Genomic DNA, 25,783 nt, shown 5'->3' with positions numbered 1-25,783 from the left:
ACAGTTCGAGGTTGTCCACGCAATGCGATTTGTCGTCGCGGCTTGCGCCGCGTTTCTGATTCTGATGTGCGACCTCGATCCGTCGGCGTCGCGGCAAACATCAACCTCGACCACGCCATTGTTGAGAACAACCGAGCCTCCCCGCTTGTTCCAGTGGTGGAGCTCTTCCTCGCAAGCGTGCAGGCCATCGAGCTCGCCAACGCCCGCGCGGCTTATGAGGAGACGATCGAACCGCCACGCGCGGTCGAGCCCGTAGCGCAGGCCCCGGTTTCACCGACTGAACGGTTCTGCCGCGCGCTTCGCGAAGCCGCCGAGGCCAGCGGCATTCCCGTGCCGTTCTTCGCGCGCCTGCTCTGGCAGGAGAGCCGCTTTCGTTCCAACGAGGTCAGCCCGGCCGGCGCACAGGGCGTCGCGCAATTCATGCCGGAGACGGCGGCCGAGGTCGGGTTGGATGATCCCTTCGATCCCATCAAGGCGCTGCCCGCATCGGCAAGGTTCCTGCGCAAGCTGCGTGACGATTTCGGCAATCTCGGCCTCGCAGCGGCCGCCTACAACGCAGGTCCCGGCCGCATCCAGAAATGGCTCGCCAGAGAGAGCGAGCTGCCGCGCGAGACGCGCGACTATGTCCGTATCATCACCGGCACCAGGGCCGAGGACTGGACCGAGCGCGCAGAGGCTCTCGCAATCCGGATCGACCTGCCGCGCGAAGCGCCTTGCGAAGGTGTCGGCAGCCTGTCCAAGACGAAGGACGTCGCCTGGGTTCCGGTGAACCTGACACCGTCGGTCGTCACCATCATGCGCAAGGCCGAGCAGCTGGCGGCGCGACTCTCGGCGAGCCGTGCACGCAAGCGGTTCGCAATCCTGCTGCGCAAGAACGCCGGGGCCCACGGCAAGGCACGGAGCATGATCGCGGCCCGCGCCGCCGGAAAGAGTGCAAAAGCTCGTGCGATCCGCTTTGCGGCGCGCGAACGCTCCTCGAGCTAGCTCACACCGGCCACGCTCTTTAGTGCCACGGGCGCCTCACTCCGCCTTGATGTTCGCCGCCACCACGACCTCGGCGAGCTCCTTGGTCTCCTTCGCGATCTTCGCGGCGTACTCGGCCGGGCTGAGCACGCTGACGACGCCCTGCGATCCGAGCTTCTCCTCGACCGCCGGATCCTTGGCGGCGGCGACGATCTCCCGGTGCAGCGTCTCCAGGATCGGAGCGGGCACAGCCTTCGGCATGAAGAAGCCCACCCAGAACGACAGGTCGAAGCCGGGGTAGCCTGCCTCCGCAACCGTCGGCACGTCAGGCAACGACGGCAGCCGCTCGGCGGAGGACACCGCGAGCGCGCGCAGCTTTCCGGCCTTCACCAGCGGCACGGCGGAGAGCGGATCGAACACCGCCAGCACCTCCTGCGCGAGAATGCCGACCTCGGAGGCGGCACCGCCGCGATAAGGCACGTGGATCATCTTGATGCCGGCCTTCTGGCCGAGCAGCTCCATGGCGAGATGGGCGAGGTTGCCGTTGCCGCCCGAGCCGTAGGCAAGCTCGCCCGGCCGCGCCTTCGCCGCGGCAACGAGATCGGCCACGGTCTTGATGTCGGCGGTCCTGGGGTTCTCCGGATTGACCACCAGCACCAGCGGCGCCGACACCACGGTCGTGAGCGGCGCGAAGTCGCTTATCGGGTCGTAGCGAATGTCCTTGAACAGCGTCTTGTTGAGCGTGATGGTGGAGGAGTTGCAGGCCAGCATCGTGTAGCCGTCCGCATCCGCACGCGCCACGCCCTCGGCGGCGATCATGCCGTTGGCGCCGGCGCGGTTCTCGACCACAAAGGGCTGCCCGAGCTTGTTGCTCAGCCTGTCGCCGATGATCCGCGCGACGACATCGACCGGCCCGCCCGCGCTGAAGCCGACCATGACCTTGACTGGCCGCGTCGGATATTTCTGCGCGAGCGCCTCTGTCGACAGTGCGCAGGCGCACAATCCGGCGATCACTGCCAGCAGGCGAGCCGTTCGTTGCATTCCTTCTCTCCCCAGACTTCAGTGCCGCTTGTGCATGTTTGTTGGTGCGGCGCGTTCGGCGATCATGATGAGCGGCCGCACGGGATTCCGCAATCGCGTTTCCGCGCAGTCAATTCCGCGGCACGGCACGTAAGCGCCGGCTCAAAACAAAAAGTGCTAAAACAACCCCATGCACAGTAGCCGGCGCCTGAGAGAACAAGATTCGCAATGCCGTTTGACTCGTCGGGCAAAACACCTGCAGAATGGCATCATCGCAACAATCGTAAGCGTGACGGCCGGCCTGATCAGGCCGCCCCGACGTGGTTGCGCGTAAGCCCTTCATCGACATCTGAAAATTCGCATCCGCGCGCAGCAGCGAACGGTCGTTCGCGCGCGCCTGCGCCGGCAAAGGACACAGCATGACGACAGCACCGAACCGCCGCATCACCTCGCCGCTTGCGACAAACGATCGCGGCGGCCCCGCCGCGAGCCCGCGGATCAGACTCTACAAGCGCAGCATTGCGATCAGCCATCCGGACCCGCAAGCCGGCGAGCGTCTGCTGGCCGAAGCGCTCGGTGTCGCCGACCGCGACGCGCTGCACGGCATGCTGAGGCAATTGGTCAAAGCGAGCGCGATCGGGCAGAAACCTGATGAGGCCAATCTCGCCTTCATGGTCTCGATGATCAGGAGCATCGCACCGAAGGATTCCATCGAGGCCATGCTGGTGTCGCAGATGGTTTCCGTTCACGTGGCGACGATGCGCTGCGCCTGTCGCCTCGCCTGCACGGACAACCTTCCGCAGCAGGAGAGCGTCACGCGCGCATTGACCCGGCTGACCCGCACCTTCGCCGCGCAGGTCGAAGCCCTGAGCCGCCACCGCAACAGCGACGAGCGCGCAATCACGGTGCAAAACCTGTCCGTGCAGGACGGAGGACGAGCGATCGTGGGCAACGTCACGCAGCATGCGAACGTGCTTGTTGCGGAGGCGAGCCCGCGCGAGGCAACGCAAGGTGCCAACCCATGACCGGCGGCCACACCCGCAACACCGTCCCGATGCGGGCCAGTCCCCGCTGCGGCGCCCGAACTCGCGATGGCGATGCCTGCCGCGCACCGGCCGCACACGGCAAGGCGCGCTGCCGCATGCACGGCGGCGCGCTGAGGACCGGTGCGCCGAGGGGAAACCGGAATGCGCGAAAGCATGGGCTATTCGCCAGGGAGACGATCAGCGAGCAACGACAGGTCCGGATGATGCTAGATGAGGCGCGGAAGCTTCTGCGGGAGTTGCGGTGATGCCCAATAATTGAAAAAATCAGCTGTCGCCCACGCCCCGTCGTGACCGCCGACGCCCCCATTTGGCAACCGCCCCCCCATTATGTACCCGCCTCTTCTCGGTACGGGCCGCTCATTGGGATCGCTGCTACGGATAGCGCTGAGTCCATACTCACTGACAGTCGCTTGAGCACCCGCCGAGTGTGTGATACATGAATTGCTCGGGACATTGACAACCGCCCGATGAGCTCCCGCAGCCAAGTGTTGTTTCGCTCCAGTATGGAGGTGAAACATGTCTTGCGGCAGCACTACTTCCAACTCCGCTTACACCATCAACCCGCCTTCACTGCCTCTTCCCGACGTGAGAGGGTGGAAGATTCCACTTGCGTGGCTGGCTGGAATAGCGTGCGCGTGGGAACGACGGCGCCAGTACAGGGAACTTCTCGAACTCGATGATCGGCTGCTCGCCGACATGGGCCTATCGAGGACCGCTGTTGAAGAGGTGCGCAGGTCTCCGTTGTATCTCGAAGCGTGGCGCCACAGTCTATGAGGGGCCAATGTCCCGAAATGGAGTCACAAGCGCCTGACAGCGACGACTAAGTTCGTTGGATGGGCTGAGTTCTTCGCGAAACTCATCCTCGTTGGAAACGGGTTGAGGGGTTTCGTGTTGCTCTACCCACGAGCTGAAAGTTCGAACGCCAGAGTCTCGAATAGCCGGGGAGGCGCCACCCGCGCGCTGATCTTCGCGCACGGCAGCGCTGGCGCTGAGGAATCCGCAACGGCCGGTTCAAATGGCCGCCGCTATCCTCGCATCGTAGAGCCTGTTGCCGCGCCTCGAATGGTTTCGAAGCTGGTACGTTGCAACGCGGCTCGCCTCTCGGCAATGGCATTGCTCAAGAGGTCGAGCACCAGCCCAAAAGCGGCGAGTTCCTCCTCCTCGATCGCGCCGTCATCGTAGCACTCGAGCGTTTCAGCGATGATGGCGTCGGCCTCACTCTGCAGGGTCAGCAGTTCCTGGTTGGATTCCGCGGTACGCGCGCTCGAGACCATGGCCAGGATTCTCTTGCGATGGATGGTGTTGTCCTCCCTTTCGTCGCGGTTCAAATAGCGGCGCAACCAGGCGGCGGCCGAGCCTATCCCGGAGAGAAGCAGGAGCCCGAACCAGAACAGATCGCCGTACCGGTCGAGAAAGGTGCGTTCGTTGCCGTCGATGACGGCCGCCGCTCCTCGATGTACCGGCAGCTCGGTGTCCTTCTCGAGGTCCGGCTTGGTGATGTGTGCAGCGCCAGGGACCTGCTTCGCAATCGCCTGACGGACGGCAAAGAGCTGCCGGAAAAACGCCGCTACCGTGGTCTCCGACATGCTCTTTCTTGCCACGATGAGGTGGCTGACGCTGACCGTCTCGACCTTGTCACCCGGCCAGGCCGGATCCGCATTGAAGACGCTCGGCGGAATTTCCTCCGATTCATACCGGGGATGCCTCAGGGCGATCGCTTCCGATGTCTCGATCTCGAGAAACTTCGGTTCGCCGCGGGCCCGCGCCGTAGCAGCAACGGCGTCGGATGTGATCTTGCTGTCGAGTGGCCCGACTGCCATGAATGCATCGAGGGTGAGATCGCGCGCCAGCTCCCCGATCTGTTCAGTGCCAAAGTGCGTCACCGCGACCTTCTCAACGTCCACACCGGCGGCGCTCAGGATGACCCGCAGCAACGCGGCATTCACGGGGGTCCGCCCAATCACGCCGACACGGTGCCCCGCGAGATCGGCGACCTCCTTGATTTTCGGCGACCGCTTTCCTTTCGAGCCCTTGCCCGCAGGCGCGGAGGGCGCCCACAGCACAACGAAGTTCTTACGCACGACGGCGACGGTCTGCGCCTCGGCGGGCATTTCCAGATCACCGCGGCCGACGGCAAGGTCCGCCTTGCCGGCCCCAAGCAGGGCGAGAGACTCCACCGCCCCGTTGGTTTTGATCAGAGACAGCCTGACGGTTCGACTTTCGCTCCTGAAGGCATCGGCCATTGCCTCGATGACTTTGGAATCGTCGCTGCCGGGCGGTCCAACGGCGATCCGGAGAACCTCCGGCCGCAATGCGTAGTAGAGTGCCCCCGCGGCCGCGCCAAAGACAAGAAATCCAACGGCGAGAGCCAGCAGTAAGGAATTGCTCCTCCTCCGCTCTCGGCGGGCCGCGTCGCTGGTCGTCTTGCTTGTACTCTCGGTGGAAGACATTGCCGCCGCCAGCTGCAGATCCTGGTCCCCATGATACCACATCTTCCCGGGAACAACGTCCTGACGGCCGGCTTGGTTCATGGTCTCAGACAGCGGCGTCAGACCCGCTTTGATGGGCAACGTGCCTGCCGTCACGGCGCGCGGGCACCACTTTGCGCTGACGGCGCCGCCATTCCGGAATGAGGGGGTCGCGCTGCCGCCATTGGCGGCCGCCCCGCGATCATGTACCCCCATCCAAAACCTTCTCGGGACGGGACACTCATGGAGACCGCAGCCACTAACGACGCGGGAGGCGCCACCCGCGCGCTGATCTTCGCACTGGTGGCACTTGCCTGCGGGCATATGCTCTCGACCTTGCTGCGCACGATTCCCGCCATCAGCCTCGACCTGATGGCGGCGGATTTCCACGTCAAGCCGCAGGCGCTGGCGAGCCTGACCTCGGTCTATCATTTCGCCTTTGCCGCGGCGCAGATCCCGGTCGGCGCGGCGATGGATCGCTTCGGCGTGCGGCCGGTGTCGCTCGGCCTGCTGGCGGGAACCGTGTTCGGCGCGGTCGCATCGGGCTTTGCGACAGGCCCCGAGAGCTTTGCGGTCGGCCAGCTGATGCTCGGCGTCGCCACCTCGGGCATGCTGATGTGCCCGATGACGCTGGCGGCCAAGCAATTGTCGGCGGCGCGCTTCGGGCTGTGGTCGGGCGCGATCCTCTCGATCGGCAATATCGGCATGCTGCTGTCGTCGAGCCCGCTCGCCTTCGTCGTCGACACCTGGGGCTGGCGCGCCGGGTTCTGGATCTCCGCAGCTGGCGGCGTCGCAGTCGCGCTCGCGGTGTTCGCACTGGTGCCGAACCAGCCGGCCGAGCACAAGGACCATTCCTCACCGCTATCGCAGATGATCGAGGTGCTCAGGCTCGGCCTGTCGCGGCCGCTGCGTGGCCTGATCGCGCTGGCGCTGGTGTCGCTCGCGACCTCGCTGGTGCTGCGCGGCCTGTGGGGCGGACCGTGGCTCATGGACGTCAAGGGACTGTCGCGGATCGAGGCCGGCAACCAGCTCGGTGCGTTCACGCTGGCGATGATCGTGGGGCCGCTGCTCATCGGCATGATCGATCGCAGGCTCGGCCGCCGCCGCGAGCTGGTCGCCGGCTCGCATCTCGCCGGCGCGTTGCTGCTGGCGCTGATGGCGCTCGGCGCGCCGCATTTTGCGGTCTCCGCGCTGTTCGGCGTCGCCGTGATGCCGCCGCAATACGATTTGGTGCTGTTCGTGCTGATTGGGCTCGCGACCTCCGCGCAGCCGCTGCTGTTCGGCATGTCCAGGCAGCTGGTCGACGCGCAGGTTGCGGGCAAGGCGCTCGCCGCGATCAACCTCGCCTTCTTCCTCGGCGCGGCGTTGATGCAGTCGCTCACCGGCGCGGTGGCGGCGCTCGCGGGGCTGCCGGCAGTGCTGCTGTTCATGGCCGCAGCGCTCCTTTTCGGCACGCTGATCTTCCTGGCGTATACGCGGACTGCGTGAAGCAGCGAAATTCCCGATTCTTCCTGTCGCGCCAGCCTCTGTGAAAAGTCGCAACCTGCAGTGGCCGTTATTTCCACTGTGGCCAGGTGGTTACAGCCGCCGCGTGCCTCGCCGCGTACTGTGACCAGATCGCGAAGTCGGCCAACTCATCAGATGAAGTCGCTGGCCTGTGCGATGCCGACGCGCACGATACGCTTCAGGCGCCATTGCCGTTAGTTGAAGGAAGATTCTCCCATGACCACCAAGACCCTTGTCAGCGCCATCGCGCTGGCCGTTTCGACGTTCACCTCGGCCATGGCGGCGGACGTGTCGATGCCGTACAAGGCGGCGCCTGCGGCCCCGGCCTTCTCCTGGACCGGTTGCTATGTCGGCGGCAATGGCGGCGGCGGTCGCGGGGTCAACGAGCAGCAGCCCCTTGTCGGGATAACATTCAATGCCGACCACAACAGCGGCTGGCTCGCTGGTGTGCAGGGGGGCTGCGATTATCAGGTCGGCTCCCTCGTGGTCGGCCTCGAAGGCCAGTTCGATTGGGCCGACATGAAGGACACCACCCCGACACTGATTCCGGGCGGCGGCGTCGGCCTCCTGCTGACGACCCAGCTCGATCGCGTCGCCACCGCGACGGGCCGCATCGGCTACGCCTTCGATCGCGTGCTGTTCTACGCCAAGGGCGGCGCCGCCTTCGCCCACTTCAACCATCAGATGACGCAGACCGATTTCGCCGCCTTCACGGTTGATTTCAAGGGTTCGCGCGATGTGGCGGGATTCGTCGTCGGTGCCGGTATCGAGTATGCGCTGCTGCCAAACCTGTCGTTGAAGGCCGAATACAATTATTTCGACTTTGGAACGAACGGCTACACCCTGAACTGCTCCGGCAATCCCGCATGTGCCGGCACTCCCTTCTTCCCGGTCAGCGTCCGGCAGAACATGCAAACCGTCATGCTCGGCGTGAACTGGCGATTCAACACGGCCCTCGCCCCGCTCGTCGCGCGATACTGATTGGCGTGCCGAAGGCGGGCGCGTCGTGTTCGGCGCGCCGCGGCCGTGGCTTTGATGCGGTCGTCCCTGCCCCGCCCCAGCTTCATCTGACTGTCCGAGAGGCCTTGCGAAACACGGCGCAGCGAAGGATGCTGACACGTACCTTGCATCAAAGGACCATCTCATGCCTGTCGATACCAAAGCCGCCACCGATCGCCTCATGCGCTTCCTCTCTGTCGAGGGCGTCACCGGACAGGAGGCGGCGATCGGGCGTGAGCTCACGGCCGCGCTGAAGGAGAGCGGCGTGCCGGCCAAGGCGATCCGGCTCGACGACGCCAACACCCGCATTCCGGTGCCGACCGAGACCGGCAACCTCATCGTCGACCTGCCGGGCCGCGGCGCGCTGCACAACCAGCCGCGCATCATGTTCATGACCCACATGGACACCGTGCCGCTGTGCGCCGGCGCCAAGCCGAAGAAGTCAGGCCGCAAGATCGTCAACGAGGCCAAGACCGCGCTCGGCGGCGACAACCGCTGCGGCTGCGGCGTGCTGGTGACGCTGGCCGCCGAGCTCGCCACGCAGAAGCTCGATCATCCGCCGATCACGCTTTTGTTCTGCGTGCGCGAGGAGAGCGGGCTCTACGGCGCGCGCCACGTCAAGCTCGACGAGCTCGGCTCGCCGGTGATGGCCTTCAACTATGACGGCGGCTCGGCCTCCAACGTGATCATCGGCGCGGTCGGGGCCGACCGCTGGACCGTCGAGATCTTCGGCCGCGCCTCGCATGCCGGCGTTGCGCCCGAGCGCGGCATCTCCTCGACCATGATCATGGCGCTGGCGCTCGCGGACGCGAAGGCCGGCGGCTGGTTCGGCAAGGTGGTGAAGGGCAAGCAGCAAGGCACCAGCAATATCGGCCCGGTCACCGGCGGCGAGGGCCGCCCGGCGGGCGATGCCACCAACGTCGTCACCGACTACGTGCATGTGCGCGGCGAAAGCCGCAGCCATGACGGAAAGTTCTTCAAGGAGATCACCAAAGCCTACAAGGCCGCGTTCGAGAAGGCCGCCAAGAAGGTGACAAACGCGCAGGGCAAGTCCGGCAAGGTCAAGTTCAAGGCCGAGACCGACTATTATCCGTTCCGCATGAAGGACAACCTGCCGGTCGTCAAACGCGCAATCGAGGCGGTCTCCGCGGTCGGCGGCACCCCGAATGTCCGCGCCGCCAATGGCGGCCTCGATGCGAACTGGATGGTCCGCCACGGCGTTCCGACCGTGACCTTCGGCGCGGGGCAGAATGAGGCGCACACGGTCGACGAATGGATCAATCTCGACGAATACGACCGCGCCTGCGCGCTGGCGCTCCAGCTTGCAACGATGCGGTGAGCCGCGTCGCATGAGCTCTGAGAGATCGTTTGTCGCCAATGACGGCACCGTCATTGGGTATCGACAGCTCGGTTCAGGTCCCGGACTTGTGCTGCTCCATGGCGGGCTGCAGAGCGCAGCAAGCTTTGCCGACCTTGGAGCTGCGCTGGCTGACCGCTTTACTGTCATCATCCCGGACCGTCGAGGTCGGGGTCTGAGCGGCCCCTTCCGGCCCGATCACTGCATGGCGACCGAGATCCACGATCTCGGTCGGCTTCTCGCCGAGACAGGAGCCCGCAATGTGTTTGCACTCAGCTCCGGAGCGCTGGTTGCCTTGCACACCGCGCTTGTCAATCCGGCGATCTCACGCCTTGCCCTCTACGAGCCTCCGCTCGAGTTCGGCTCGGTCCAACCACGGTACTGGGCCTCGAACTACGAGGCGGCCCTGACAAAGAAAGACCTGGCCGCGGCCTTTGTTGCCGTGGTCAAAGGCACCGGCGACAACGGGATCATGACAAAGCTCCCCGCGCCTGTGCTGAGATCGTTCTTCGCCATGGTGATGCGCCTGCGTCGAGATGCAAGCGCGGGCGATCGCCCACCTCTGGCTACGCTCATCCCGCTGGTCCATTACGATATCGAACTCATCAAGGAGATGGCCGGCGACCCCGATCGCTACAGGAGCCTGGGCACGAAAACGCTGCTTCTCGGTGGCGATCGCAGCCAGGGCTATCTCAAGGCCGGGGTCGATGCTCTCACTGCGATCCTGCCGAACGCGACACGAATTGAACTCAAGGGCACCGGCCACATCGCGGCAGACAACGAAGGCGATCCGACCCGTGTCGCCGCAGAGCTGCGTCGTTTCTTCGCTTGATGTCGCTCGCAGCGACTGGAACGGGCTGGCGAAGCTGGCGTGATACCCATTGCTCGTCATTCCGGGTTCGCGCCAAGGGGCGCGCCCCGGAATGACAGGCAGAGGGGGCGCGCATTGCTGCACGCGAGGCATTCCAAGGGGCTTGATGCGCCGCGCGGATAATCGGCTAGAGTGGCCGCTAGCTGACACCATTCGAGAGAGCCGCGCCTTGACACCCGAGCTGCACCAGAAACTGACCGCGTGGCGCCGCCATTTGCATGCCCATCCCGAACTGTCCCTCCAGGAGAAGGCGACCGCGGCCTTCGTGCAGGACAGGCTCACCGAGCTCGGCATTCCCTTCGAGGCTGGCGTCGGTGGCCACGGCGTCGTCGCGACCTTGACGCGCGGATCCGCGCAAGGCCGCGTCGGCCTGCGCGCCGACATGGACGCGCTGCCGATCACCGAGGATACCGGCCTGCCCTATGCCTCGAAGACATCAGGCGTGATGCATGCCTGCGGCCATGACGGGCACACCGCCTCGCTGCTCGGCGCCGCGGCGCTGCTCGCCGCCGACACGAGCTGGAGCGGCACGGTCGATTTCATCTTCCAGCCGGCCGAGGAAGGCTATGGCGGCTCGCGCGCGATGGTCGGGGCCGGGCTGTTCGAGCGCTTTCCGATGGACCGGGTGTTCGGCTTCCACAACTGGCCGGGCCTTGCCGCCGGCACCATCGCGGTCCATGACGGCGTCGTCATGGCCTCCGGCGGGCGCGTCACCATCACCATCGAGGGCCATGCCGGGCACGCCGGCATGCCGCATCTGACGCGCGATCCGGTCATGGCGGCCGGCCATCTCATCGTCGCGCTGCAGTCGATCGTGTCGCGCAGCGTCGATCCGCTCGACACCGCCGTGCTCTCGCTCTGCACGATCGAGGGCGGCACCGCACCGAACCAGATCGCGGGACGCGTGACCATCCGCGGCACGCTGCGGTTTCATCGCGAGGCGGTCAAGGACGTCCTCCTCGCGCGGATCAGCGAGATCTGCGCCGGAATCGCCACGAGCCTTGGCGTCAAGGTCACGCCCGAGATCGTGATGGGCGTCGGCGTCGTGGTCAACACGCCTGATGAGGCGAGCCTTGCGCGCGCTGCCGCGGAGAAGGTGCGGGCCGAAGTCAGGCGCGACCTCGCGCCCAGCATGGCCGGCGAGGATTTCGCCTTCTACCTCCAGAAGCGGCCCGGCGCCTTCGTCTGGATCGGCAACGGCGAACTGCGCGACGGTGCCGAGCTGCACGGCCCGCGCTATGATTTCAACGACGCGATCCTTCCCGTGGCATCCGGCTGGATGGCCGAGGTCGCCAAGACGGCGCTGGCGTCGAACTAGGAACGCCCCGTGGCTCCCCCGGACCGGTTGCGCTAGGATAGAGGCTCGTTCGAGCCCGCGAGATCCGGATGAATCGGCGCGAATTCGTTTCGGGATTGACGGCTGCAGCCGCGTTTGCCGGCGTGACGCCGACGGCTGCAGCAGCGGAAGGCAGGCGGGTCGCGCTGGTCATCGGCAACGGCGCCTACGGCAACGTTCCCGCGCTGCTCAATCCGCCGAACGACGCGAGCGACATCGCTGCGGCGCTGAAGCGGCTAGGATTCACCGTGTCCCTGGCCACCAACGCCAGCTTCGATGAGATGCGCCGCGGCCTGATCGCATTGGGACGCGACGCCGCCGGCGCCGACATGGCAGCCCTGTATTTCGCTGGCCATGGCATGGAGATCAACGGCGAGAACTGGCTGATCCCGATCGACGCAGCGCTGAAGCGAGACACGGACGCGGCGAATGAAGCCATCAGCCTGCAAAGCGTGATGTTGCAGGTGTCCAATACCACGAGCCTCGGCCTCGTCATCCTCGACGCCTGCCGCGACAATCCTTTTGCCTTCAGGATGAACCGCTCGCTCGCCACACGGGCGGCTACGATGGGCGGGCTCGGCCGCATCGAGCCCACCGGTAACGTTCTCGTCGCCTATGCCGCGCGCGACGGCACCACGGCGCTTGACGGGGACGCGCGCAACAGCCCGTTTGCAGCGGCGCTCCTGCGCAACATCGAGGCGCCTGGTGTCGAGGTTACCTTCATGTTCCGCAATGTCCGGGACGACGTGATGGAGGCGACCCGCAACCAGCAGCAGCCGTTCGTCTATGGTTCGCTGTCACGCAAGGCGATCTACCTTGCTGGCCCGCCGCCCGCCGGTGCCGACGGTGCGGCGCTTCCGGCCGTCGTCTCCCCTGCTGCGCCGCGCGGGCCGTCGTCGACGATCGATCCCGCGCTGGTCGGCACCTGGGAAATCATGGTGCCGAATGGCCGCGGCCAGTCGCGCTGGATCTGGGAGATCATGGGCGACGGTACCTACAGATTCCACGCCGAGCCGCAGCGCTCGGCCCGTCCGCACGAAGGCACGATCACTGCCGCGAACGGCCGCTGGACGTTGCGTGCCCTCAGGGGCCTGTCAGGCTATAGCGACGGTGGCGCATACGAGATCCACGATGCGATGGCTGTGATCACCGGCAAGCTCGGCACCGGCGCCTGGAAACGCAGCACCGAATAGAGGCGCCTCGGCTGGTGCTCCCCATGCCCTCTCGGAAACAGTCGGGATTTCAGTGTCTGCCGCTTACTTCGCCGCGTCCATCCATATCCCCGGCTCCGAATGCTCGCGGATATGGGTGACGAGGAAGTCGGAAAAGGCCCTGATCTTGGCCGGCAGCCCGGCACGGTTCTGGTAGGCGATGTTCATGGTGAGCAGAGGCAGCTCCCAATCCAGCAGGACCGGGACGAGACGGCCCGCCGCGATATCGCTTTGGACGATGTAGAGCGGCTGGATGAGGATGCCGAGACCCGCCAGCGCCGCGCCGCGGATGACCTGGCCGTCATTGCTGTCGAGCGTCGGCGTGATGCGGACCGTCTGTGCGCCATTGCCTTTGCGCAGGCGCAGCGAATAGGGATCGTTCGCCAAATTGTAGACGAGCATGTTGTGGCGCGCGAGATCGGCGGGCTGCTCCAGCTCGCCTGCACTTGCGAGATAGGAGGGTGCGGCCGCCAGCACGCGGCGCATCTGGCCGATGCGGCGGACGATGATGTTCGAATCCGGCTCCTGCTCGCGCGTCCGGATCGCCACGTCGATGCCCGCCTCGATGAAGTCAGGATAGCGGTTGGCGGTGGTGATCTGCATGTTGAGCTTCGGATAGCGCGCGCGGAACGCCGGCAGCATCGGTGCGAGATAGATCACCGCAAAGGACAGCGAGCTCGTGACCCGCAGCATGCCCTGCGGCGACAGCGCGCGATCGCTGACGATGTCCTCGGCTTCCGCAAGTTCGCTCAGCACCCGGCTGGACCGCTCAAGCAGCTCCTGCCCCGCCTCCGTCAGCCACAAGCGGCGCGTGTTGCGCTCGATCAGGCGAACGGCGAGGCGCTCCTCGAGCGCGCTGAGATAGCGGCTCGCGGCCGCATTCGACATGCGCAAGGCCTCGGCCGCCTTGGACAGGCTGCCGAGTTCGGCCGTCTTGGCGAACACCTCCAATTGCAGCAGGCGATCCATTTTTCCACTTTTAGGAAAAGAGACTTACGATTATTGGCCTTTATTTCCGTATCCCGCAAGCCAAAATGGGCCCAACACAAGCAAGATGACAGGCGAGGAAACTGGGAAATGTCGGGCCCGATCAGGCACATCGTGATGTGGCGGCTGCGCGGCGAGACCGCCGAGGAGCGGTCCGCCGCCCGGGCCAAGGTCAAGACCCTGTTCGAGGGCCTGCGCGGCCGGATCGACGGCCTCACCCACATCGAAGTCGGCGTCGACGTCAGTGCTGTCGATTACGCCTGTGACGTCGTGCTGTTCTCCGAATTCACCGACCAGGCCGCGCTCGCGGCCTATGCCACCCACCCGGAGCACCTGCGCGTGCGCGAGGCGCTCGGCGACTTGCGGATCGGCCGCTTTCAGGTCGATTATCCCATCAAAGGGACCGGCGCATGATCGGTTCGTTCACCTTTGAAAACCTGCCCTGCCGCGTCGTGTTCGGCAGCGGAACCTTGGCCAGCGCCAAGGCCGAAGTGGAGCGGCTCGGCGGCAAGCGCGCACTGGTGCTGACGACGCCGCAGCAGGAGGCGCAAGGCAAAAGCCTGGGTGCAGCGCTCGGCCCGCTTTATGCCGGCATCTTTCCGGGCGCGACCATGCATACGCCGGTCGACGTCACCGAGCGGGCGCTCGTGGCGATGAAGGCGTGCGATGCCGACTGCGTCGTCTCGCTCGGCGGCGGCTCGACCACCGGCCTCGGCAAGGCGCTGGCACTGCGCACCGGCGTCAATCAGCTCTGCATCCCTACCACCTATGCCGGCTCGGAGATGACGCCGATCGTCGGCCAGACCGAGAACGGCCTGAAGACCACGGTGCGCGATGCGGCCGTGCTGCCGGAGACCGTGATCTACGATGTCGATCTCACCTTGACGCTGCCGGCGAGCCTCGCCGCGACGTCCGGCATCAACGCGATCGCGCATGCGGTGGAAGCGCTTTACGCGCGCGATACCAATCCCGTGACATCGCTGATGGCGGAAGAAGGCATTCGCGCACTCGCGCGTTCCATGCCCGCCATTGCCGCCAAGAGCGACGACCGCGAGGCCCGTACCGAGGCGCTCTACGGCGCCTGGCTGTGCGGCGTCTGCCTCGGCACGGTCGGCATGGCGCTGCATCACAAGCTCTGCCACACGCTCGGCGGCACCTTCGATCTGCCACACGCCGAGACGCACACCATCGTGCTGCCGCATGCGCTGGCCTATAACGCGCCCGCCGTGCCCGATGCGATGGCGCGCGTCTCGCGCGCGATCGGCGCCGCCGATGCGTCGCAGGGACTTTACGAGCTCGCGAAGCGGCTGGGGGCAAAGTTGGCGCTGCGCGACGTTGGCATGCCCACGAGCGGCATCGACAAGGCGGCTGATCTTGCCGTCACCAATGCCTACTGGAATCCGCGGCCGCTCGAGCGGGGCGCCATCCGCGACCTGATCGCGCGCGCCTGGGCCGGCGAGCCGCCCGTTGCCATCAAAGCGGTGGCCTGAAGCGATGCGGCGCACGCTGATCAGATCCGCCACGATCATCAGCATGGATGATGCGATTGGCGACCTCAGCACCGGCGATCTGCTGGTCGAGGGCAGCCGCATCGTCGACGTTCGGCCATCGATCGAGCTCGGCAGCGGCGCGGCCAAGACCGAGATCGTCGACGGCAAAGACCGCATCGTCATCCCCGGCCTCATCAACGCGCATATGCACACCTGGCAGACGGGCTTGCGCGGTTATGCCGCGAACTGGACGCTGCTGGAATATTTCCGCCGCATGCATGCCGGGCTCGCGACCGTGTTCCGGCCCGACGACATCTACATCGCCACGCTGGTCGGCGCGCTGAACCAGATCAATTGCGGCACCACCACGCTGGTCGACTGGTGCCACAACAATCCGACGCCCGACCATACCGATGCCGCCGTGCGCGGCCTGATCGAGAGCGGCATCCGCGCCGCCTTCTTTCACGGCTCGCCGAAACCGGAGCCGAAGCCCGGCGAGCCGCATTTCTCGGAGATCCCGCATCCGCGCCGCGAGGTCGAGCGGCTGCTCGCTGGCCCCCTCGCCGACCGCGACGGCCTCGTCACGCTCGGGCTCGCGATTCTCGGACCGCACTATTCGACGCTCGACGTCGCCATGCACGATTTCCGCCTGGCGCGGGAGCTGAAGCTGATCGCCTCGATGCACCAGGGCGGCGGGCCGGCCAAGACGCCTGATGGCTGGGAGAAGCTGATCGCGGCCGGCCTCGTCGGCGCCGGAATCAACATCGTCCATGGCAACGATCTGCCCGACGATCTCCTCGACCGGATGGTCGATCTCGGCGTGTCGTATTCGGTGACACCCGAGAACGAGATGATCCAGGGCCACGGCTTCCCGATCACCGGACGGCTGCTGAAGCGCGGTGTGCGGCCGACGATCGGCATTGATCTGGAATCCGTGCTGGCCGGCGATCTCTTCTCCGCCGCCCGCGTCGCGCTGTCGATGCAGCGGGCGCTCGACAATGCGGAATCGCGCCGGGACAGCGGCACCATTCCGGCGACCACCACCATCCCCGTGCGCGAAGCGTTGCGCTGGATCACGACGGAAGGCGCCCGCATGCTCGGCCGCGAGAGCCAGGTCGGCTCGCTGACGCCGGGCAAGCTCGCCGACCTCGTCATCATCAACGCATCCGATCTCAACCTCTTCCCGGTGCACGACCCCGTCGCGACCGTCGTGATGCAGACGGGCCTCGCCAACATCGAGTCCGTCATGATCGGCGGGGCATGGAAGAAGCGGAACGGCCGGCTGCTGGTCGAGGGGCTGGAGGCGAAGAAGGAGCTGCTGGCGCAATCCGGCCGGCGGCTGGTGCAGGACATCGAACGACAGGGACGCGCCGCCTGAAGGCGCCAATGGACAACAACCATGACTGACGCTGCAAAAAATGTCGCTTTCATCGGGATCGGCAAGATGGGCCTGCCAATGTCGGTGCTCATCGCCAAGGCCGGTTATGCCGTCACCGCGTTCGACCAGAGCGCGGCACGGGTCAACGAGGCACGCACACAGGGCATTTCGATTGCCGCCTCGCCGGCCGAGGCCGTGAGCGGCAAGGCGGCTGTTATCACGTCGCTGCCGGATGACACCGCCTTGCGCGGCGCGCTGCTCGGCCCCGCGGGGCTCATCGCCGCGATGGCGCCCGGAGCCGTCCTGATCGAGACCAGCACCGTGAGCGTCGAGGCCTCCGCCGAAGTTGCGGCCGCCACGCAAGCCCGCGGCGTCGCCTACCTGCGCGCGCCGGTCTCCGGCAATGCCAGCATCGTTCACACCGGCGCGCTGACCTGCTTCGTCTCGGGCCCGAAGGACGCCTTCGACAATGCAAGACCGCTGTTCGCAGCCTTCACCCGCGCCCAGACCTATCTCGGGCCCGGCGAGGAAGCGCGCTACGCGAAACTCGCGGTCAATCTGATGATCGCGGTGTCGGCCGCGATGATGGCGGAGAGCCTGGCGCTCGCGCGCAAGGGCGGCATTGCGTGGCAGGATATTTTGAAGGTGCTCGACGACAGCGCGGTGGCCTCGCCGATGGTGAAGTACAAGACCGCGCCGCTTCGCACACGGGATTTCGAGTCCACCTTCTCCTGCAAGCAGATGGCCAAGGACCTCGATCTCATCCTCGGCGCCGGCCACGCCGTCGGCGTGCCACTGCAGCTCGCGGCGCAAGTGCGCGAGACCTATGGCTCGCTGGTGGCGCAGGGCGACGGCGAGGCCGACTTCATCGCGACCGTCAAGCATCTCGAGCGGCTGTCCGGCCTCGGCGAACCGAAGCTCTGATCAACGGAGACACCCATGCGCAACTTCAACGAAAACACGATCACGGACGCGGTGCTGGAGCGGATCGCAGGCGCAACCGATCCGCGCATCAAGGAGGTCAGCGAGGCGCTGGTGCGCCACCTCCATGCCTTCATCCGCGAGGTCCGCCCGACCCAGAAGGAATGGGAATACGGCATCGACTTCCTGACCCGCACCGGCCACATGTGCGACGACAAGCGCCAGGAGTTCATCCTGCTGTCGGACACGCTCGGCGTCTCCATGCTGGTCGACGCGATCAACCATCCGGTGCCGGAAGGCGCAACCGAGACCACCGTGCTCGGCCCGTTCTTCGTCCAGGCCGCGCCGGAGAAGGACATCGGCGCCGACATCTCGGGTCCGATGGAAGGCGACCCGATGCTGGTCACCGGCTCGGTCTCGACCGTCGACGGACGTCCGCTCGCGGGCACCATCGTCGACGTCTGGCATTCCGACGATGACGGCTATTACGACGTGCAGCAGCTCGACGACATCGGCGATCTCGCGATGCGCGCGCGCTTCCACACCGACGCCAACGGCCGCTTCCATTTCTGGTCGATCAAGCCGGCGGCCTACCCGATTCCGCATGACGGGCCGGTCGGCGAGATGCTGGAGGTGCAGGGCCGCCATCCCTGGCGTCCCGCGCACGTGCATTTCATGATCTCGGCGCCGGGCTTCGAGCAGCTCGTGACCCATGTGTTCGTCGCCGGCGACCAATATCTCGACAGCGACGTGGTGTTCGGCGTCAAGGACAGCCTGATCCGCGAGTTCGTCCGCCACCCGGCGGGGCGTGCGCCGGATGGTCGCATGGTGGACAGCGAGTATTTTCATCTCAACTACGATTTCGGCCTGAAGCAGGTTGCGAGCAGCGCAAGAGCCGCCTAAGCCGAACCACAACGCAGCGGACCGGCAAGAGTCCGTCATCGGGGCAGACAGGGAGCAAGGATGGGACCGCGGGTCAGCACAGTAGCATTGGCCGATCGCCTCACGGGCATGATCGGTCCGCGCGCGAGCGTCGCGCGCGGCGTGCTCGATCACCACGGCCAGAGCGAGTCGCATTATCGCAACCTGCCGCCTGACATCGTCGTCTTTCCTGAAACCACGCAGGAAGTCGTCGAGATCGTGAAGCTCTGCGCTGCCGCCGGCATGCCGATCGTCCCGTTCGGCGCCGGGACCTCGCTCGAGGGCAATGCGGCCTCGGTCGCCGGCGGCGTCTGCTTCGACTTCGCGCGCATGAACAAGGTGCTGGCCGTGCACGACAGCGACATGGACGTCGTGGTGCAGCCCGGCATCACGCGAAAGCAGCTCAATGCGGAGCTGCGCGGCACCGGTCTCTTCTTCCCGATCGATCCGGGCGCCGACGCCTCGATCGGCGGCATGACATCGACGAGGGCGTCCGGCACCATGGCGGTGCGCTACGGCACCATGAAGGACAATGTCATGGCGCTGGAGGTCGTGCTGGCCGATGGGCGCGTGATCCGGACCGCCAGGCGCGCCCGCAAGTCGGCCGCCGGTTACGACCTGACACGCATGTTCGTCGGTGCGGAAGGCACGCTCGGACTCATCACCGAGATCACGCTGAAGGTGCATCCCGTGCCGCAGGCGATCTCGGCCGCGGTTTGCAGCTTCGACACCCTGCATGACGCCGTGGACACCGCGATCTCCGTGATCCAGTCCGCGATCCCCGTGGCGCGCATCGAGCTGCTCGACGACGTCATGATGCGCGGCATCAATGCCTACGCAAAGCTCGGCTATCGCGAGGCTCCGACCCTGTTCTTCGAATTCCACGGCTCCGAGGCCTCCGTCGCCGAGCAGGCCGAGGCCGCAGAGGCGATCGCCGCCGACCATGGCGGTCATGGCTTTGCCTGGGCCAAGGCGCAGGAAGACCGCAGCCGGCTCTGGCACGCCCGCGACAACACGCTCTATGCGGGCCTGGGCTTGCGGCCCGGCGCGCGCGCCGTGATCACCGATGTCTGCGTGCCGATCTCGCGGCTGGCGGAATGCCTGACCGAGACGCGGCGCGACGCGGATGAGCACAGTTTCACCGCGCCGATCGTCGGCCATGTCGGCGACGGCAATTTCCACATGCTGATCCTGATCGATCCGGCAAAGCCGGAGGAGAGCGAAGGCGCCAAGGCGCTCCAGGCGCGCATGGTCGCCCGCGCCATCGCCATGGACGGCACCTGCACCGGCGAGCACGGCATCGGGCTCGGCAAGATCGACTATCTCGCCGATGAGCTCGGCGAGGCCGTGGACGTGATGCGATCGATCAAGACCGCGCTCGACCCCAACGGCCTGATGAATCCCGGAAAGATCTTTGCGAGCGGAGCCAAGGCATGAGCGACGCGCTTCCGATCGAGGTCACCTCGCCCACGCCACTGCTCGAGCTGCGCGGCATCAGCAAGGAGTTTCCCGGCGTCAAGGCGCTCGATGACGTGTCCTTTGCCGTCTTCCCCGGCGAAGTCCACATGCTGCTCGGAGAGAACGGCGCCGGCAAGTCGAGCCTGATGAAGGTGCTGTGCGGCGCCTACAGCGCCGATGCCGGCGAATTCTACTACAAGGGCCAGAAGGTCGCGATCGGCTCGGCCGCGGATGCGCAGAAGCTCGGCATTGCCGTGATCTTCCAGGAATTCTCGCTGGTCCCCCATCTCGACATCGCCCAGAACATCTTCCTCGGCCGCGAGCCGAAGGGCCGCATCCCCGGCACCATCGATCGGCGCAAGATTCTTGCCGACGCCAAACGCGTGCTCGGCACAATCGGCTTCGACATCGACCCCTCCACTATCGTGGACAAGCTAGGGGTGGCGCAGCAGCAGATGGTCGAGATCGCCAAGGCGATCAGCCAGAACGCGCGCATCCTCGTCATGGACGAGCCGACCGCGGCGCTGTCCGACCGCGAGACCGAGCTGTTGTTCGCGCTGATCGCGCGGCTGAAGGCCGACGGCGTGTCCATCGTCTATATCTCGCACCGCATGGCGGAGGTGTTCGCGCTCGGCGATCGCATCACGGTGCTGCGCGACGGCCGCCGCATCGACGGCGTCCGTCCCGCCGACGTCACGCCGGACCAGCTCGTCCGCATGATGGTCGGCCGCACCGTGGACATGACCTATCCGCGCAATTTCGCCGACAAGCCCGGCGAGCTGCTGCTGGAGGTCAAGGGCCTGAGCTCGTCGACCGGCATCTCCGACATCAACATCGAGGTGCGCCGGGGCGAGATCGTCGGCCTGTGCGGCCTGGTCGGCTCCGGCCGCAGCGAGGTCGCGCGCGCCATCTTCGGCGCCGATCCCGTCAGCGCCGGCGAGATCATTTTCGACGGCAAGACCATTTCCGGCGAGCCTGATCTTGCCGCCCGCCGCGGCATCGCGCTGATCCCGGAGAGCCGCAAGAGCGAAGGCCTCGCACTGCTGCGGTCCGTAAGTGACAATCTGGTGGTGTCGGCGCTGCGAAAACTGTTCCCGAGCGGCCTGTTCGACCAGCGTTCGGCGCAGCGCACCTCCGACGGCCTGATCCGGCAGCTGAGGATCGCGACGCCCAGCGCGCGCCAGACCGTCGGCCTGCTCTCGGGCGGCAACCAGCAGAAGGTCGTGATCGGCAAATGGCTGGCGGCCGGCTCGAAGCTCTTCATCTTCGACGAGCCGACCCGGGGCATCGACATCGGCGCGAAGTCCGAGATCTTTGCGCTAATCGACCGCCTGGTCGCGGAAGGCGCCGCCGCCCTGATGATCTCGTCCGAACAGGTCGAGATCTGCCATGTCTGCGACCGCGCCTATGTGATGCGCGAAGGGCGCATCGCCGGGCACCTGACACGCAACGAATTGACCGAGGAGAACATCGTGCGACTGGGGATGCATCATGCGTGAAGCCGCGGTCGTTTCCGAGCCCAATCCGCTGCAACGCATTCCCGGCGTTGCCATCGTGCTGGTGCTGCTGATCGCGCTGTTCAGCGCGATCGCACCCGGCTTCCTGTCGGTCGCCAACCTCTCCAACGTGCTGGTGCAGTCGACCATCCTGACCATGCTCGCGCTGCCGATGACCCTGATCATCATGACCGAGGGGCTCGACCTGTCGATGGGCGCGGTGCTGACGCTGACCTCGCTCTGCGTCGCGATCGTGTCGCTGGCGACCAAGTCGATGCTGCTGGGCCTCGGCGCCGGCCTGCTGGTCGGCGCCGCCTTCGGCACCGTCAACGGCTGGCTGGTCGCGATCCTCGGCATCCCGCCCTTCGTTGCGACGCTCGGCACGCTTGGCATGGCGCAGGGCCTGTCGCTGATCGTCAGCGACGGCCAGAGCGTGGTCGGCATCCCCCACAGCGTGCGCGACATCTACTCGGCGACGCTGCTGGGCGTACCCTTGCCGATCGTGATGGCGCTGGTGACCTATGCGGTCTTTCACGGCCTGCTCTATCACACCCGCTTCGGCACCTACATCTTCGCGCTCGGCGGCAACCGCGAGGCGCTGCGCTATGCCGGCCTCTCGCCGAACCGGCTCTTGATCGCGGTCTATGCGATCGGCGGCGCCATGGCCGGTATCGCGGGCCTGTTGATGACCGCGCGGATGAATTCAGGCCATCCAACGGCCGGCCTCGGGCTCGAATTCGACGCCATCGCCGCCGTCGCGGTCGGCGGCACCTCGTTCGAACGCGGCAATGGCTGGCTGCTCGGCACGTTGCTCGGCGTGATCGCGGTCGGCGTGCTTCGCAATGGGCTGAACCTGATCTCGATGCCCTCCTCGGTGCAGGTCGCAAGCGTCGGCGTCCTCGTCATCGTCGCCCTGTTCCTCGACGGCCTCAGGAGCCGCGCATGACCGACATCAGCAAAGAGGCGATCGTGCCGCCCCGGTCCTTCCTGTCGCAGGACGCGATCCAGGTGTTCTACCGCCTGCTCGCGGCGCTGCTGATCTGCGCCGTGCTGGCCGTGCTCAGCGATTCCTTCCTGAGCCTCGGCAACATCCTCAATGTGCTCAGGCAGGCGAGCCTGACCTTCTTCATCGCCTCGGGCCTGACGCTCGTAGTCCTGACCGCGGGCCTTGATCTGTCCGTCGGCGCCAATGTCGCGCTGTCGGCCTGTATCGCGGGGACCGTGATCCACAAGACCGGCTCGCCCGCGCTCGGCATCCTCACAGGGCTTGCCTGCGGCGGCATCGTTGGCCTGCTCAACGGCGTCATGGTTACCGCGCTGCGCATCCCCTCCTTCATCGCCACCTATGGCATGCTCTGGGTGCTGAACGGCCTCACCTACTGGTACATGGCGGGCGAGACCCTTCACGGTTTTCCGGCAGGCTTCCGCCAGATCGGCAGCGGCTATCTGTTCGGCCTGCCGATCCCGGTTTACCTGCTGCTGGTCTTCCTCGGGATCGGAACGCTGTTTGCGCAGCGAACGATCTGGGGCCAGGAGATCTATGCAATCGGCGCCAATCCGGTCGCCGCCCGCCTCTCCGGCATCCCGGTCGCGCGCCGCCTGCTGCTGGTCTATGCCGTCTCCGGCACCATGGCCGGCCTTGCCTCGATCATCTTCCTGTCGCGGCTCAATTCGGCCGAGGCCGACATCGGCGAAAGCCTGACGCTGCCTGCGATCGCGGCCGTGCTGATCGGCGGCACCTCGCTGTTCGGCGGCGTCGGCACCGTGTTCGGCACCTTCATCGGCGCGCTGATCCTGACGCTGGTGCTGAACGGCATGAACCTGCTCTCGGTCAGCGCCAACTGGCAGCCGCTCGTGACCGGCATCATCGTCATTCTCGCGGTCTGGCTCGACATGAAGACCCGCCGCCGCGCGCAATGAGTTTCTAGAGTTTCAACAAGCAAAACGAGGGATGGAGGCAACATGAAACGGAAACTTGGCAATTTGGCGCTGCCGCTGCTGATGGCGGCCGCGCTCACCACGGAGGCGCGCGCGGACGGCGAGACCATCGCCGTCTTCACCAAAAACCAGACCAACCCGTTCTTCCAGACGGTGCGGGTCGGCGCCGACAACATGGCAAAGGCGCTGAACGCGAAGACGCTCCAGTACATTCCGACCAAGCCGGACTCGATCCCCGAGCAGCTCAGCCAGATCGAGGACGTCGTGGTGAAGAGGCCGAGCGCCATCGTCTTCACACCGGTCGACTACAAGGCGATGGTGCCGGGCGTCGAAAAGATCAACGAAGCCAAGATCCCCGTCGTCAACATCACCGACCGCTCCGCCGGCGGCAAGTTCCTCTCCTTCGTCGGCGCCGACGATTACAGCCTCGGGCTCGAGACCGCGCGCTTCCTGCTCAAGACGCTGGGCGGCAAGGGCAACATCGTCATCATCGAGGGCGTCAAGGGCTCGCTGACCAATGTCGACCGCGTCCGCGGCTTCAACGACGCGCTGAAGGAGAACGCCGGCGCCAAGCTGTTGGCCTCGCAGCCCGGCAACTACCAGCGGCTCCAGGCGCTCCAGGTGATGGAGAATCTGATGCAGTCGAATTCGCAGATCGACGGCGTGCTCGCCGCCAACGACGCCATGGCGGTCGGTGCGATCGAGGCGCTCGACGGCGCCAACCGCAAGGCGCAGGTGATCGGCATCAACGGCACCAAGGAGGCGATCGACGCGATCAAGTCCGGCAAGCTGCTCGCGAGCGGCGACTACAACGGATTTGCGCAAGGCTGCCTCGGCACCATGATGGCGATCCGCTCCTTGCGCAACCAACCCGTTATCAGCGAGATCGTGCTGAAGCCGACGGTCATCACCAAGGACAATTACCAGCCGTTCGACGTGCCGCTGGAGCAGCGGACCTGCCCGACGTTCGAGGACGCCGGCAAGCTCGGCGGCAAGTAGATCAACAGGTCACGGCAAACCCGGACGGCCGCCCCTCGCGGCCGTCCCAAGAACCGAAGCAAGAAAACGGAGACCACCATGCTGTTCGCCATTCACGCCATCGATCGCGCCGGCGCGCTGCCGACGAGGCTCGCCAATTACGACGCCCACAAGGCTTTTCTCAGCGACACCTCGCGCTACGGCGTCAAGATCGTGATGTCGGGGCCACTCGTCTCCGACGACGGCGCGGCCATGATCGGCAGCCTGTTCCTGATCGAGGCGCCGGGCCGAGCGGAAGTCGAAGCCTTCAACCGCGCCGATCCCTTCGCCGCGGCCGGCATCTGGGACAAGGTCACGATCACGGGCTTTCTGCGCCGCCAGGGTTGAGCGGCCTCCGCATCGGCCGAACCGGCAAGTTCAATTCGCCGAACCTGCCACTTGCTCGGGGAAAGCCCTCAACCGGTCTGCCCGTTCGTACGCAGCGATCTCGCGATCGGAATAGATGACCTCGGCGGTGCCCGTGAAGTCCTCTCACGCGGCAAGCTTCACCCCGTGGGCAAAGTCCCAATACAGCTCTCGTGCCCGCGCATAAAAGCGCCCGGGCCTGAGTTGCCGATCGTCGATCCGGATCACCGGAGCGACCTTGGCGAAATTGCCGGTCGAAAAGATCTCGTCCGCAGTGACAAAATCCGAGTAGCGCAGCGTTGCCTCCAACACCGTGATGCCGTCACCGCGCAAGAGCTCGATCACGCGCTGTCGCGTGATCCCATTCAGGAAAGTGCCATTCGGCGCCGGCGTAAAGACAACGCCGTCTTTCGCCATGAACACGTTCGAATTGCCGAACTCCGTGACGTTACCGAGCATGTCCAGCATGAGGCAATTCTGGAAGCCGCGCGAGACCGCCTCCCTGAGCGCACGGGAACTGTTCGGATAAAGGCAGGAGGCCTTGACGTCGGCCGGCGCGCATTCGGCGGTCGGCCTGCGGAACGGCGACAGTGTAATCGCACTGCCGACGGGCTCCGGGATCGGCGATTCGTAGATGCAAAGGCACCAGTCCGTCGTTTCCGGATCGAACAGCACACCGCCGCCGATGCCGTTCTGCGGCCAGTACATCGGGCGGATGTAGAGTTCGGCATTGATCGGGAAACGGGCGATGCCTTCGCGCACCAATCCGAGCCACGTGTCGAGATCGACGACCGGTTTGAGCCCGAAATTGACCGCAGATTGATTGACGCGGGCGCAATGACGATCGAGGTCGGGCATGACGCCCTCGAAAGCCCGCGCACCATCGAAGATGGTTGAGGCGAGCCAGAGCCCATGGGTGCGCGGCCCCATGATCGGCACGTTGCCCTCGTGCCACTGGCCGCGGAAGAATGTCCATGTCCTCGAATGGCTGACGGACTTGGTATCGGGAACCATGACGAACCTCCGTTCCGGAA

At 65.8% G+C, this 25,783-nt stretch carries 24 protein-coding genes and 1 pseudogene; 21 read left to right on the top strand and 4 right to left on the bottom strand.

Annotation, left to right across the window (positions count from 1 at the left end):
- Positions 1–22 precede the first annotated feature (22 nt).
- Positions 23–984, top strand: a pseudogene (locus E4K65_RS28900) (lytic transglycosylase domain-containing protein).
- A gap of 36 nt (positions 985–1,020) precedes the next feature.
- Here the strand turns inward: E4K65_RS28900 and E4K65_RS28895 are convergent.
- Positions 1,021–2,004 carry a Bug family tripartite tricarboxylate transporter substrate binding protein gene (locus tag E4K65_RS28895; protein WP_135177016.1) on the bottom strand — a complete coding sequence of 328 codons (984 nt, stop codon included), beginning with the start codon at positions 2,002–2,004 and terminating at the stop codon, positions 1,021–1,023.
- A 398-nt stretch (positions 2,005–2,402) separates the two neighbouring features.
- On the opposite strand from E4K65_RS28895, the gene E4K65_RS28890 reads away from it, so the two are divergent.
- The 3 genes from E4K65_RS28890 (at position 2,403) to E4K65_RS49810 (ending at position 3,803) form a co-directional block, all read left to right on the top strand.
- Positions 2,403–3,008: a hypothetical protein gene (locus E4K65_RS28890; protein ID WP_135177015.1), complete on the top strand. Its 606-nt coding sequence runs from the start codon at positions 2,403–2,405 to the stop codon at positions 3,006–3,008.
- On the top strand, positions 3,005–3,274 hold the full coding sequence (locus E4K65_RS49555; RefSeq protein WP_135177014.1) for an HGGxSTG domain-containing protein: 270 nt from the start codon (positions 3,005–3,007) through the stop codon (positions 3,272–3,274). Before E4K65_RS28890 ends, E4K65_RS49555 begins: the two co-directional genes overlap by 4 nt.
- A gap of 271 nt (positions 3,275–3,545) precedes the next feature.
- Positions 3,546–3,803, top strand: coding sequence for a YjiS-like domain-containing protein (locus tag E4K65_RS49810; protein ID WP_135177013.1), 258 nt, complete (start codon positions 3,546–3,548; stop codon positions 3,801–3,803).
- A gap of 251 nt (positions 3,804–4,054) precedes the next feature.
- Here the strand turns inward: E4K65_RS49810 and E4K65_RS28875 are convergent, their stop codons facing one another.
- Positions 4,055–5,479 carry a TAXI family TRAP transporter solute-binding subunit gene (locus tag E4K65_RS28875; RefSeq protein WP_167771249.1) on the bottom strand — a complete coding sequence of 475 codons (1,425 nt, stop codon included), beginning with the start codon at positions 5,477–5,479 and terminating at the stop codon, positions 4,055–4,057.
- A 261-nt stretch (positions 5,480–5,740) separates the two neighbouring features.
- Between E4K65_RS28875 and E4K65_RS28870 the strand changes: the two genes are divergently transcribed.
- From E4K65_RS28870 to E4K65_RS28845, 6 genes are all read left to right on the top strand, one after another.
- Positions 5,741–6,985 carry an MFS transporter gene (locus tag E4K65_RS28870; protein ID WP_135177012.1) on the top strand — a complete coding sequence of 415 codons (1,245 nt, stop codon included), beginning with the start codon at positions 5,741–5,743 and terminating at the stop codon, positions 6,983–6,985.
- A gap of 234 nt (positions 6,986–7,219) precedes the next feature.
- On the top strand, positions 7,220–7,984 hold the full coding sequence (locus tag E4K65_RS28865) for an outer membrane protein (protein ID WP_135177011.1): 765 nt from the start codon (positions 7,220–7,222) through the stop codon (positions 7,982–7,984).
- Positions 7,985–8,147: 163 nt separating this feature from the next.
- Positions 8,148–9,341, top strand: a complete 1,194-nt coding sequence (locus E4K65_RS28860) for a M20/M25/M40 family metallo-hydrolase (RefSeq protein WP_135177010.1) — start codon at positions 8,148–8,150, stop codon at positions 9,339–9,341.
- Positions 9,253–10,191, top strand: a complete 939-nt coding sequence (locus tag E4K65_RS28855; RefSeq protein WP_347340976.1) for an alpha/beta fold hydrolase — start codon at positions 9,253–9,255, stop codon at positions 10,189–10,191. Before E4K65_RS28860 ends, E4K65_RS28855 begins: the two co-directional genes overlap by 89 nt.
- Before the next feature lie 208 nt (positions 10,192–10,399).
- Entirely contained in the window at positions 10,400–11,548 is a 1,149-nt protein-coding gene (locus tag E4K65_RS28850; protein WP_135177008.1) for an amidohydrolase, read from the top strand.
- A 68-nt stretch (positions 11,549–11,616) separates the two neighbouring features.
- Positions 11,617–12,759 (top strand): caspase family protein, encoded by a 1,143-nt coding sequence (locus E4K65_RS28845; RefSeq protein ID WP_135177007.1) that lies wholly within the window; start codon positions 11,617–11,619, stop codon positions 12,757–12,759.
- Positions 12,760–12,822: 63 nt separating this feature from the next.
- Here the strand turns inward: E4K65_RS28845 and E4K65_RS28840 are convergent, their stop codons facing one another.
- Positions 12,823–13,746: a LysR family transcriptional regulator gene (locus tag E4K65_RS28840; protein WP_027546397.1), complete on the bottom strand. Its 924-nt coding sequence runs from the start codon at positions 13,744–13,746 to the stop codon at positions 12,823–12,825.
- A gap of 108 nt (positions 13,747–13,854) precedes the next feature.
- Between E4K65_RS28840 and E4K65_RS28835 the strand changes: the two genes are divergently transcribed.
- From E4K65_RS28835 to E4K65_RS28785, 11 genes are all read left to right on the top strand, one after another.
- The gene (locus tag E4K65_RS28835) at positions 13,855–14,178 is read left to right on the top strand and encodes a Dabb family protein (protein WP_027546398.1); all 324 of its coding nucleotides are present in this window, start codon (positions 13,855–13,857) and stop codon (positions 14,176–14,178) included.
- Entirely contained in the window at positions 14,175–15,254 is a 1,080-nt protein-coding gene (locus tag E4K65_RS28830) for a maleylacetate reductase (RefSeq protein ID WP_135177006.1), read from the top strand. Before E4K65_RS28835 ends, E4K65_RS28830 begins: the two co-directional genes overlap by 4 nt.
- A gap of 4 nt (positions 15,255–15,258) precedes the next feature.
- Positions 15,259–16,632, top strand: a complete 1,374-nt coding sequence (locus E4K65_RS28825) for an amidohydrolase family protein (RefSeq protein ID WP_135177005.1) — start codon at positions 15,259–15,261, stop codon at positions 16,630–16,632.
- 21 nt (positions 16,633–16,653) lie between these two features.
- Positions 16,654–17,556, top strand: coding sequence for an NAD(P)-dependent oxidoreductase (locus E4K65_RS28820; RefSeq protein ID WP_135177004.1), 903 nt, complete (start codon positions 16,654–16,656; stop codon positions 17,554–17,556).
- A gap of 15 nt (positions 17,557–17,571) precedes the next feature.
- Positions 17,572–18,456, top strand: coding sequence for an intradiol ring-cleavage dioxygenase (locus tag E4K65_RS28815; protein WP_135177003.1), 885 nt, complete (start codon positions 17,572–17,574; stop codon positions 18,454–18,456).
- Between the two features lie 60 nt (positions 18,457–18,516).
- Positions 18,517–19,911 carry an FAD-linked oxidase C-terminal domain-containing protein gene (locus E4K65_RS28810; protein ID WP_135177002.1) on the top strand — a complete coding sequence of 465 codons (1,395 nt, stop codon included), beginning with the start codon at positions 18,517–18,519 and terminating at the stop codon, positions 19,909–19,911.
- Positions 19,908–21,431: a sugar ABC transporter ATP-binding protein gene (locus E4K65_RS28805; protein ID WP_135177001.1), complete on the top strand. Its 1,524-nt coding sequence runs from the start codon at positions 19,908–19,910 to the stop codon at positions 21,429–21,431. Before E4K65_RS28810 ends, E4K65_RS28805 begins: the two co-directional genes overlap by 4 nt.
- Positions 21,424–22,374: an ABC transporter permease gene (locus E4K65_RS28800; protein WP_135177000.1), complete on the top strand. Its 951-nt coding sequence runs from the start codon at positions 21,424–21,426 to the stop codon at positions 22,372–22,374. The genes E4K65_RS28805 and E4K65_RS28800 overlap by 8 nt, the downstream gene beginning before the upstream one ends.
- The gene (locus E4K65_RS28795) at positions 22,371–23,348 is read left to right on the top strand and encodes an ABC transporter permease (RefSeq protein WP_027546406.1); all 978 of its coding nucleotides are present in this window, start codon (positions 22,371–22,373) and stop codon (positions 23,346–23,348) included. Before E4K65_RS28800 ends, E4K65_RS28795 begins: the two co-directional genes overlap by 4 nt.
- Before the next feature lie 42 nt (positions 23,349–23,390).
- Positions 23,391–24,365, top strand: a complete 975-nt coding sequence (locus tag E4K65_RS28790) for a sugar ABC transporter substrate-binding protein (protein WP_135176999.1) — start codon at positions 23,391–23,393, stop codon at positions 24,363–24,365.
- A 78-nt stretch (positions 24,366–24,443) separates the two neighbouring features.
- Positions 24,444–24,731: a YciI family protein gene (locus tag E4K65_RS28785; protein ID WP_135176998.1), complete on the top strand. Its 288-nt coding sequence runs from the start codon at positions 24,444–24,446 to the stop codon at positions 24,729–24,731.
- 144 nt (positions 24,732–24,875) lie between these two features.
- Here E4K65_RS28785 and E4K65_RS28780 read toward each other — a convergent pair whose 3' ends face one another.
- A complete protein-coding gene (locus E4K65_RS28780) occupies positions 24,876–25,763 on the bottom strand; it encodes a branched-chain amino acid aminotransferase (RefSeq protein ID WP_135176997.1) in 888 nt (295 codons plus the stop codon).
- Positions 25,764–25,783 lie beyond the last annotated feature (20 nt).

This window comes from Bradyrhizobium niftali, from assembly GCF_004571025.1.
GTDB classification, from domain to species: domain Bacteria; phylum Pseudomonadota; class Alphaproteobacteria; order Rhizobiales; family Xanthobacteraceae; genus Bradyrhizobium; species Bradyrhizobium niftali.
This window is presented reverse-complemented; position numbering and strand designations above follow the sequence as displayed.

Coding starts and splice junctions, on each gene's coding strand:
- E4K65_RS28870 (WP_135177012.1), top strand. CDS start 5,741: ATGGAGACCGCAGCCACTAACGACGCGGGAGGCGCCACCCGCGCGCTG.
- E4K65_RS28895 (WP_135177016.1), bottom strand. CDS start 2,004: ATGCAACGAACGGCTCGCCTGCTGGCAGTGATCGCCGGATTGTGCGCC.
- E4K65_RS28815 (WP_135177003.1), top strand. CDS start 17,572: ATGCGCAACTTCAACGAAAACACGATCACGGACGCGGTGCTGGAGCGG.
- E4K65_RS28820 (WP_135177004.1), top strand. CDS start 16,654: ATGACTGACGCTGCAAAAAATGTCGCTTTCATCGGGATCGGCAAGATG.
- E4K65_RS28810 (WP_135177002.1), top strand. CDS start 18,517: ATGGGACCGCGGGTCAGCACAGTAGCATTGGCCGATCGCCTCACGGGC.
- E4K65_RS28840 (WP_027546397.1), bottom strand. CDS start 13,746: ATGGATCGCCTGCTGCAATTGGAGGTGTTCGCCAAGACGGCCGAACTC.
- E4K65_RS28830 (WP_135177006.1), top strand. CDS start 14,175: ATGATCGGTTCGTTCACCTTTGAAAACCTGCCCTGCCGCGTCGTGTTC.
- E4K65_RS28790 (WP_135176999.1), top strand. CDS start 23,391: ATGAAACGGAAACTTGGCAATTTGGCGCTGCCGCTGCTGATGGCGGCC.
- E4K65_RS49555 (WP_135177014.1), top strand. CDS start 3,005: ATGACCGGCGGCCACACCCGCAACACCGTCCCGATGCGGGCCAGTCCC.
- E4K65_RS28835 (WP_027546398.1), top strand. CDS start 13,855: ATGTCGGGCCCGATCAGGCACATCGTGATGTGGCGGCTGCGCGGCGAG.
- E4K65_RS49810 (WP_135177013.1), top strand. CDS start 3,546: ATGTCTTGCGGCAGCACTACTTCCAACTCCGCTTACACCATCAACCCG.
- E4K65_RS28845 (WP_135177007.1), top strand. CDS start 11,617: ATGAATCGGCGCGAATTCGTTTCGGGATTGACGGCTGCAGCCGCGTTT.
- E4K65_RS28800 (WP_135177000.1), top strand. CDS start 21,424: ATGCGTGAAGCCGCGGTCGTTTCCGAGCCCAATCCGCTGCAACGCATT.
- E4K65_RS28780 (WP_135176997.1), bottom strand. CDS start 25,763: ATGGTTCCCGATACCAAGTCCGTCAGCCATTCGAGGACATGGACATTC.
- E4K65_RS28865 (WP_135177011.1), top strand. CDS start 7,220: ATGACCACCAAGACCCTTGTCAGCGCCATCGCGCTGGCCGTTTCGACG.
- E4K65_RS28855 (WP_347340976.1), top strand. CDS start 9,253: ATGAGGCGCACACGGTCGACGAATGGATCAATCTCGACGAATACGACC.
- E4K65_RS28805 (WP_135177001.1), top strand. CDS start 19,908: ATGAGCGACGCGCTTCCGATCGAGGTCACCTCGCCCACGCCACTGCTC.
- E4K65_RS28795 (WP_027546406.1), top strand. CDS start 22,371: ATGACCGACATCAGCAAAGAGGCGATCGTGCCGCCCCGGTCCTTCCTG.
- E4K65_RS28890 (WP_135177015.1), top strand. CDS start 2,403: ATGACGACAGCACCGAACCGCCGCATCACCTCGCCGCTTGCGACAAAC.
- E4K65_RS28875 (WP_167771249.1), bottom strand. CDS start 5,479: ATGTCTTCCACCGAGAGTACAAGCAAGACGACCAGCGACGCGGCCCGC.
- E4K65_RS28825 (WP_135177005.1), top strand. CDS start 15,259: ATGCGGCGCACGCTGATCAGATCCGCCACGATCATCAGCATGGATGAT.
- E4K65_RS28860 (WP_135177010.1), top strand. CDS start 8,148: ATGCCTGTCGATACCAAAGCCGCCACCGATCGCCTCATGCGCTTCCTC.
- E4K65_RS28785 (WP_135176998.1), top strand. CDS start 24,444: ATGCTGTTCGCCATTCACGCCATCGATCGCGCCGGCGCGCTGCCGACG.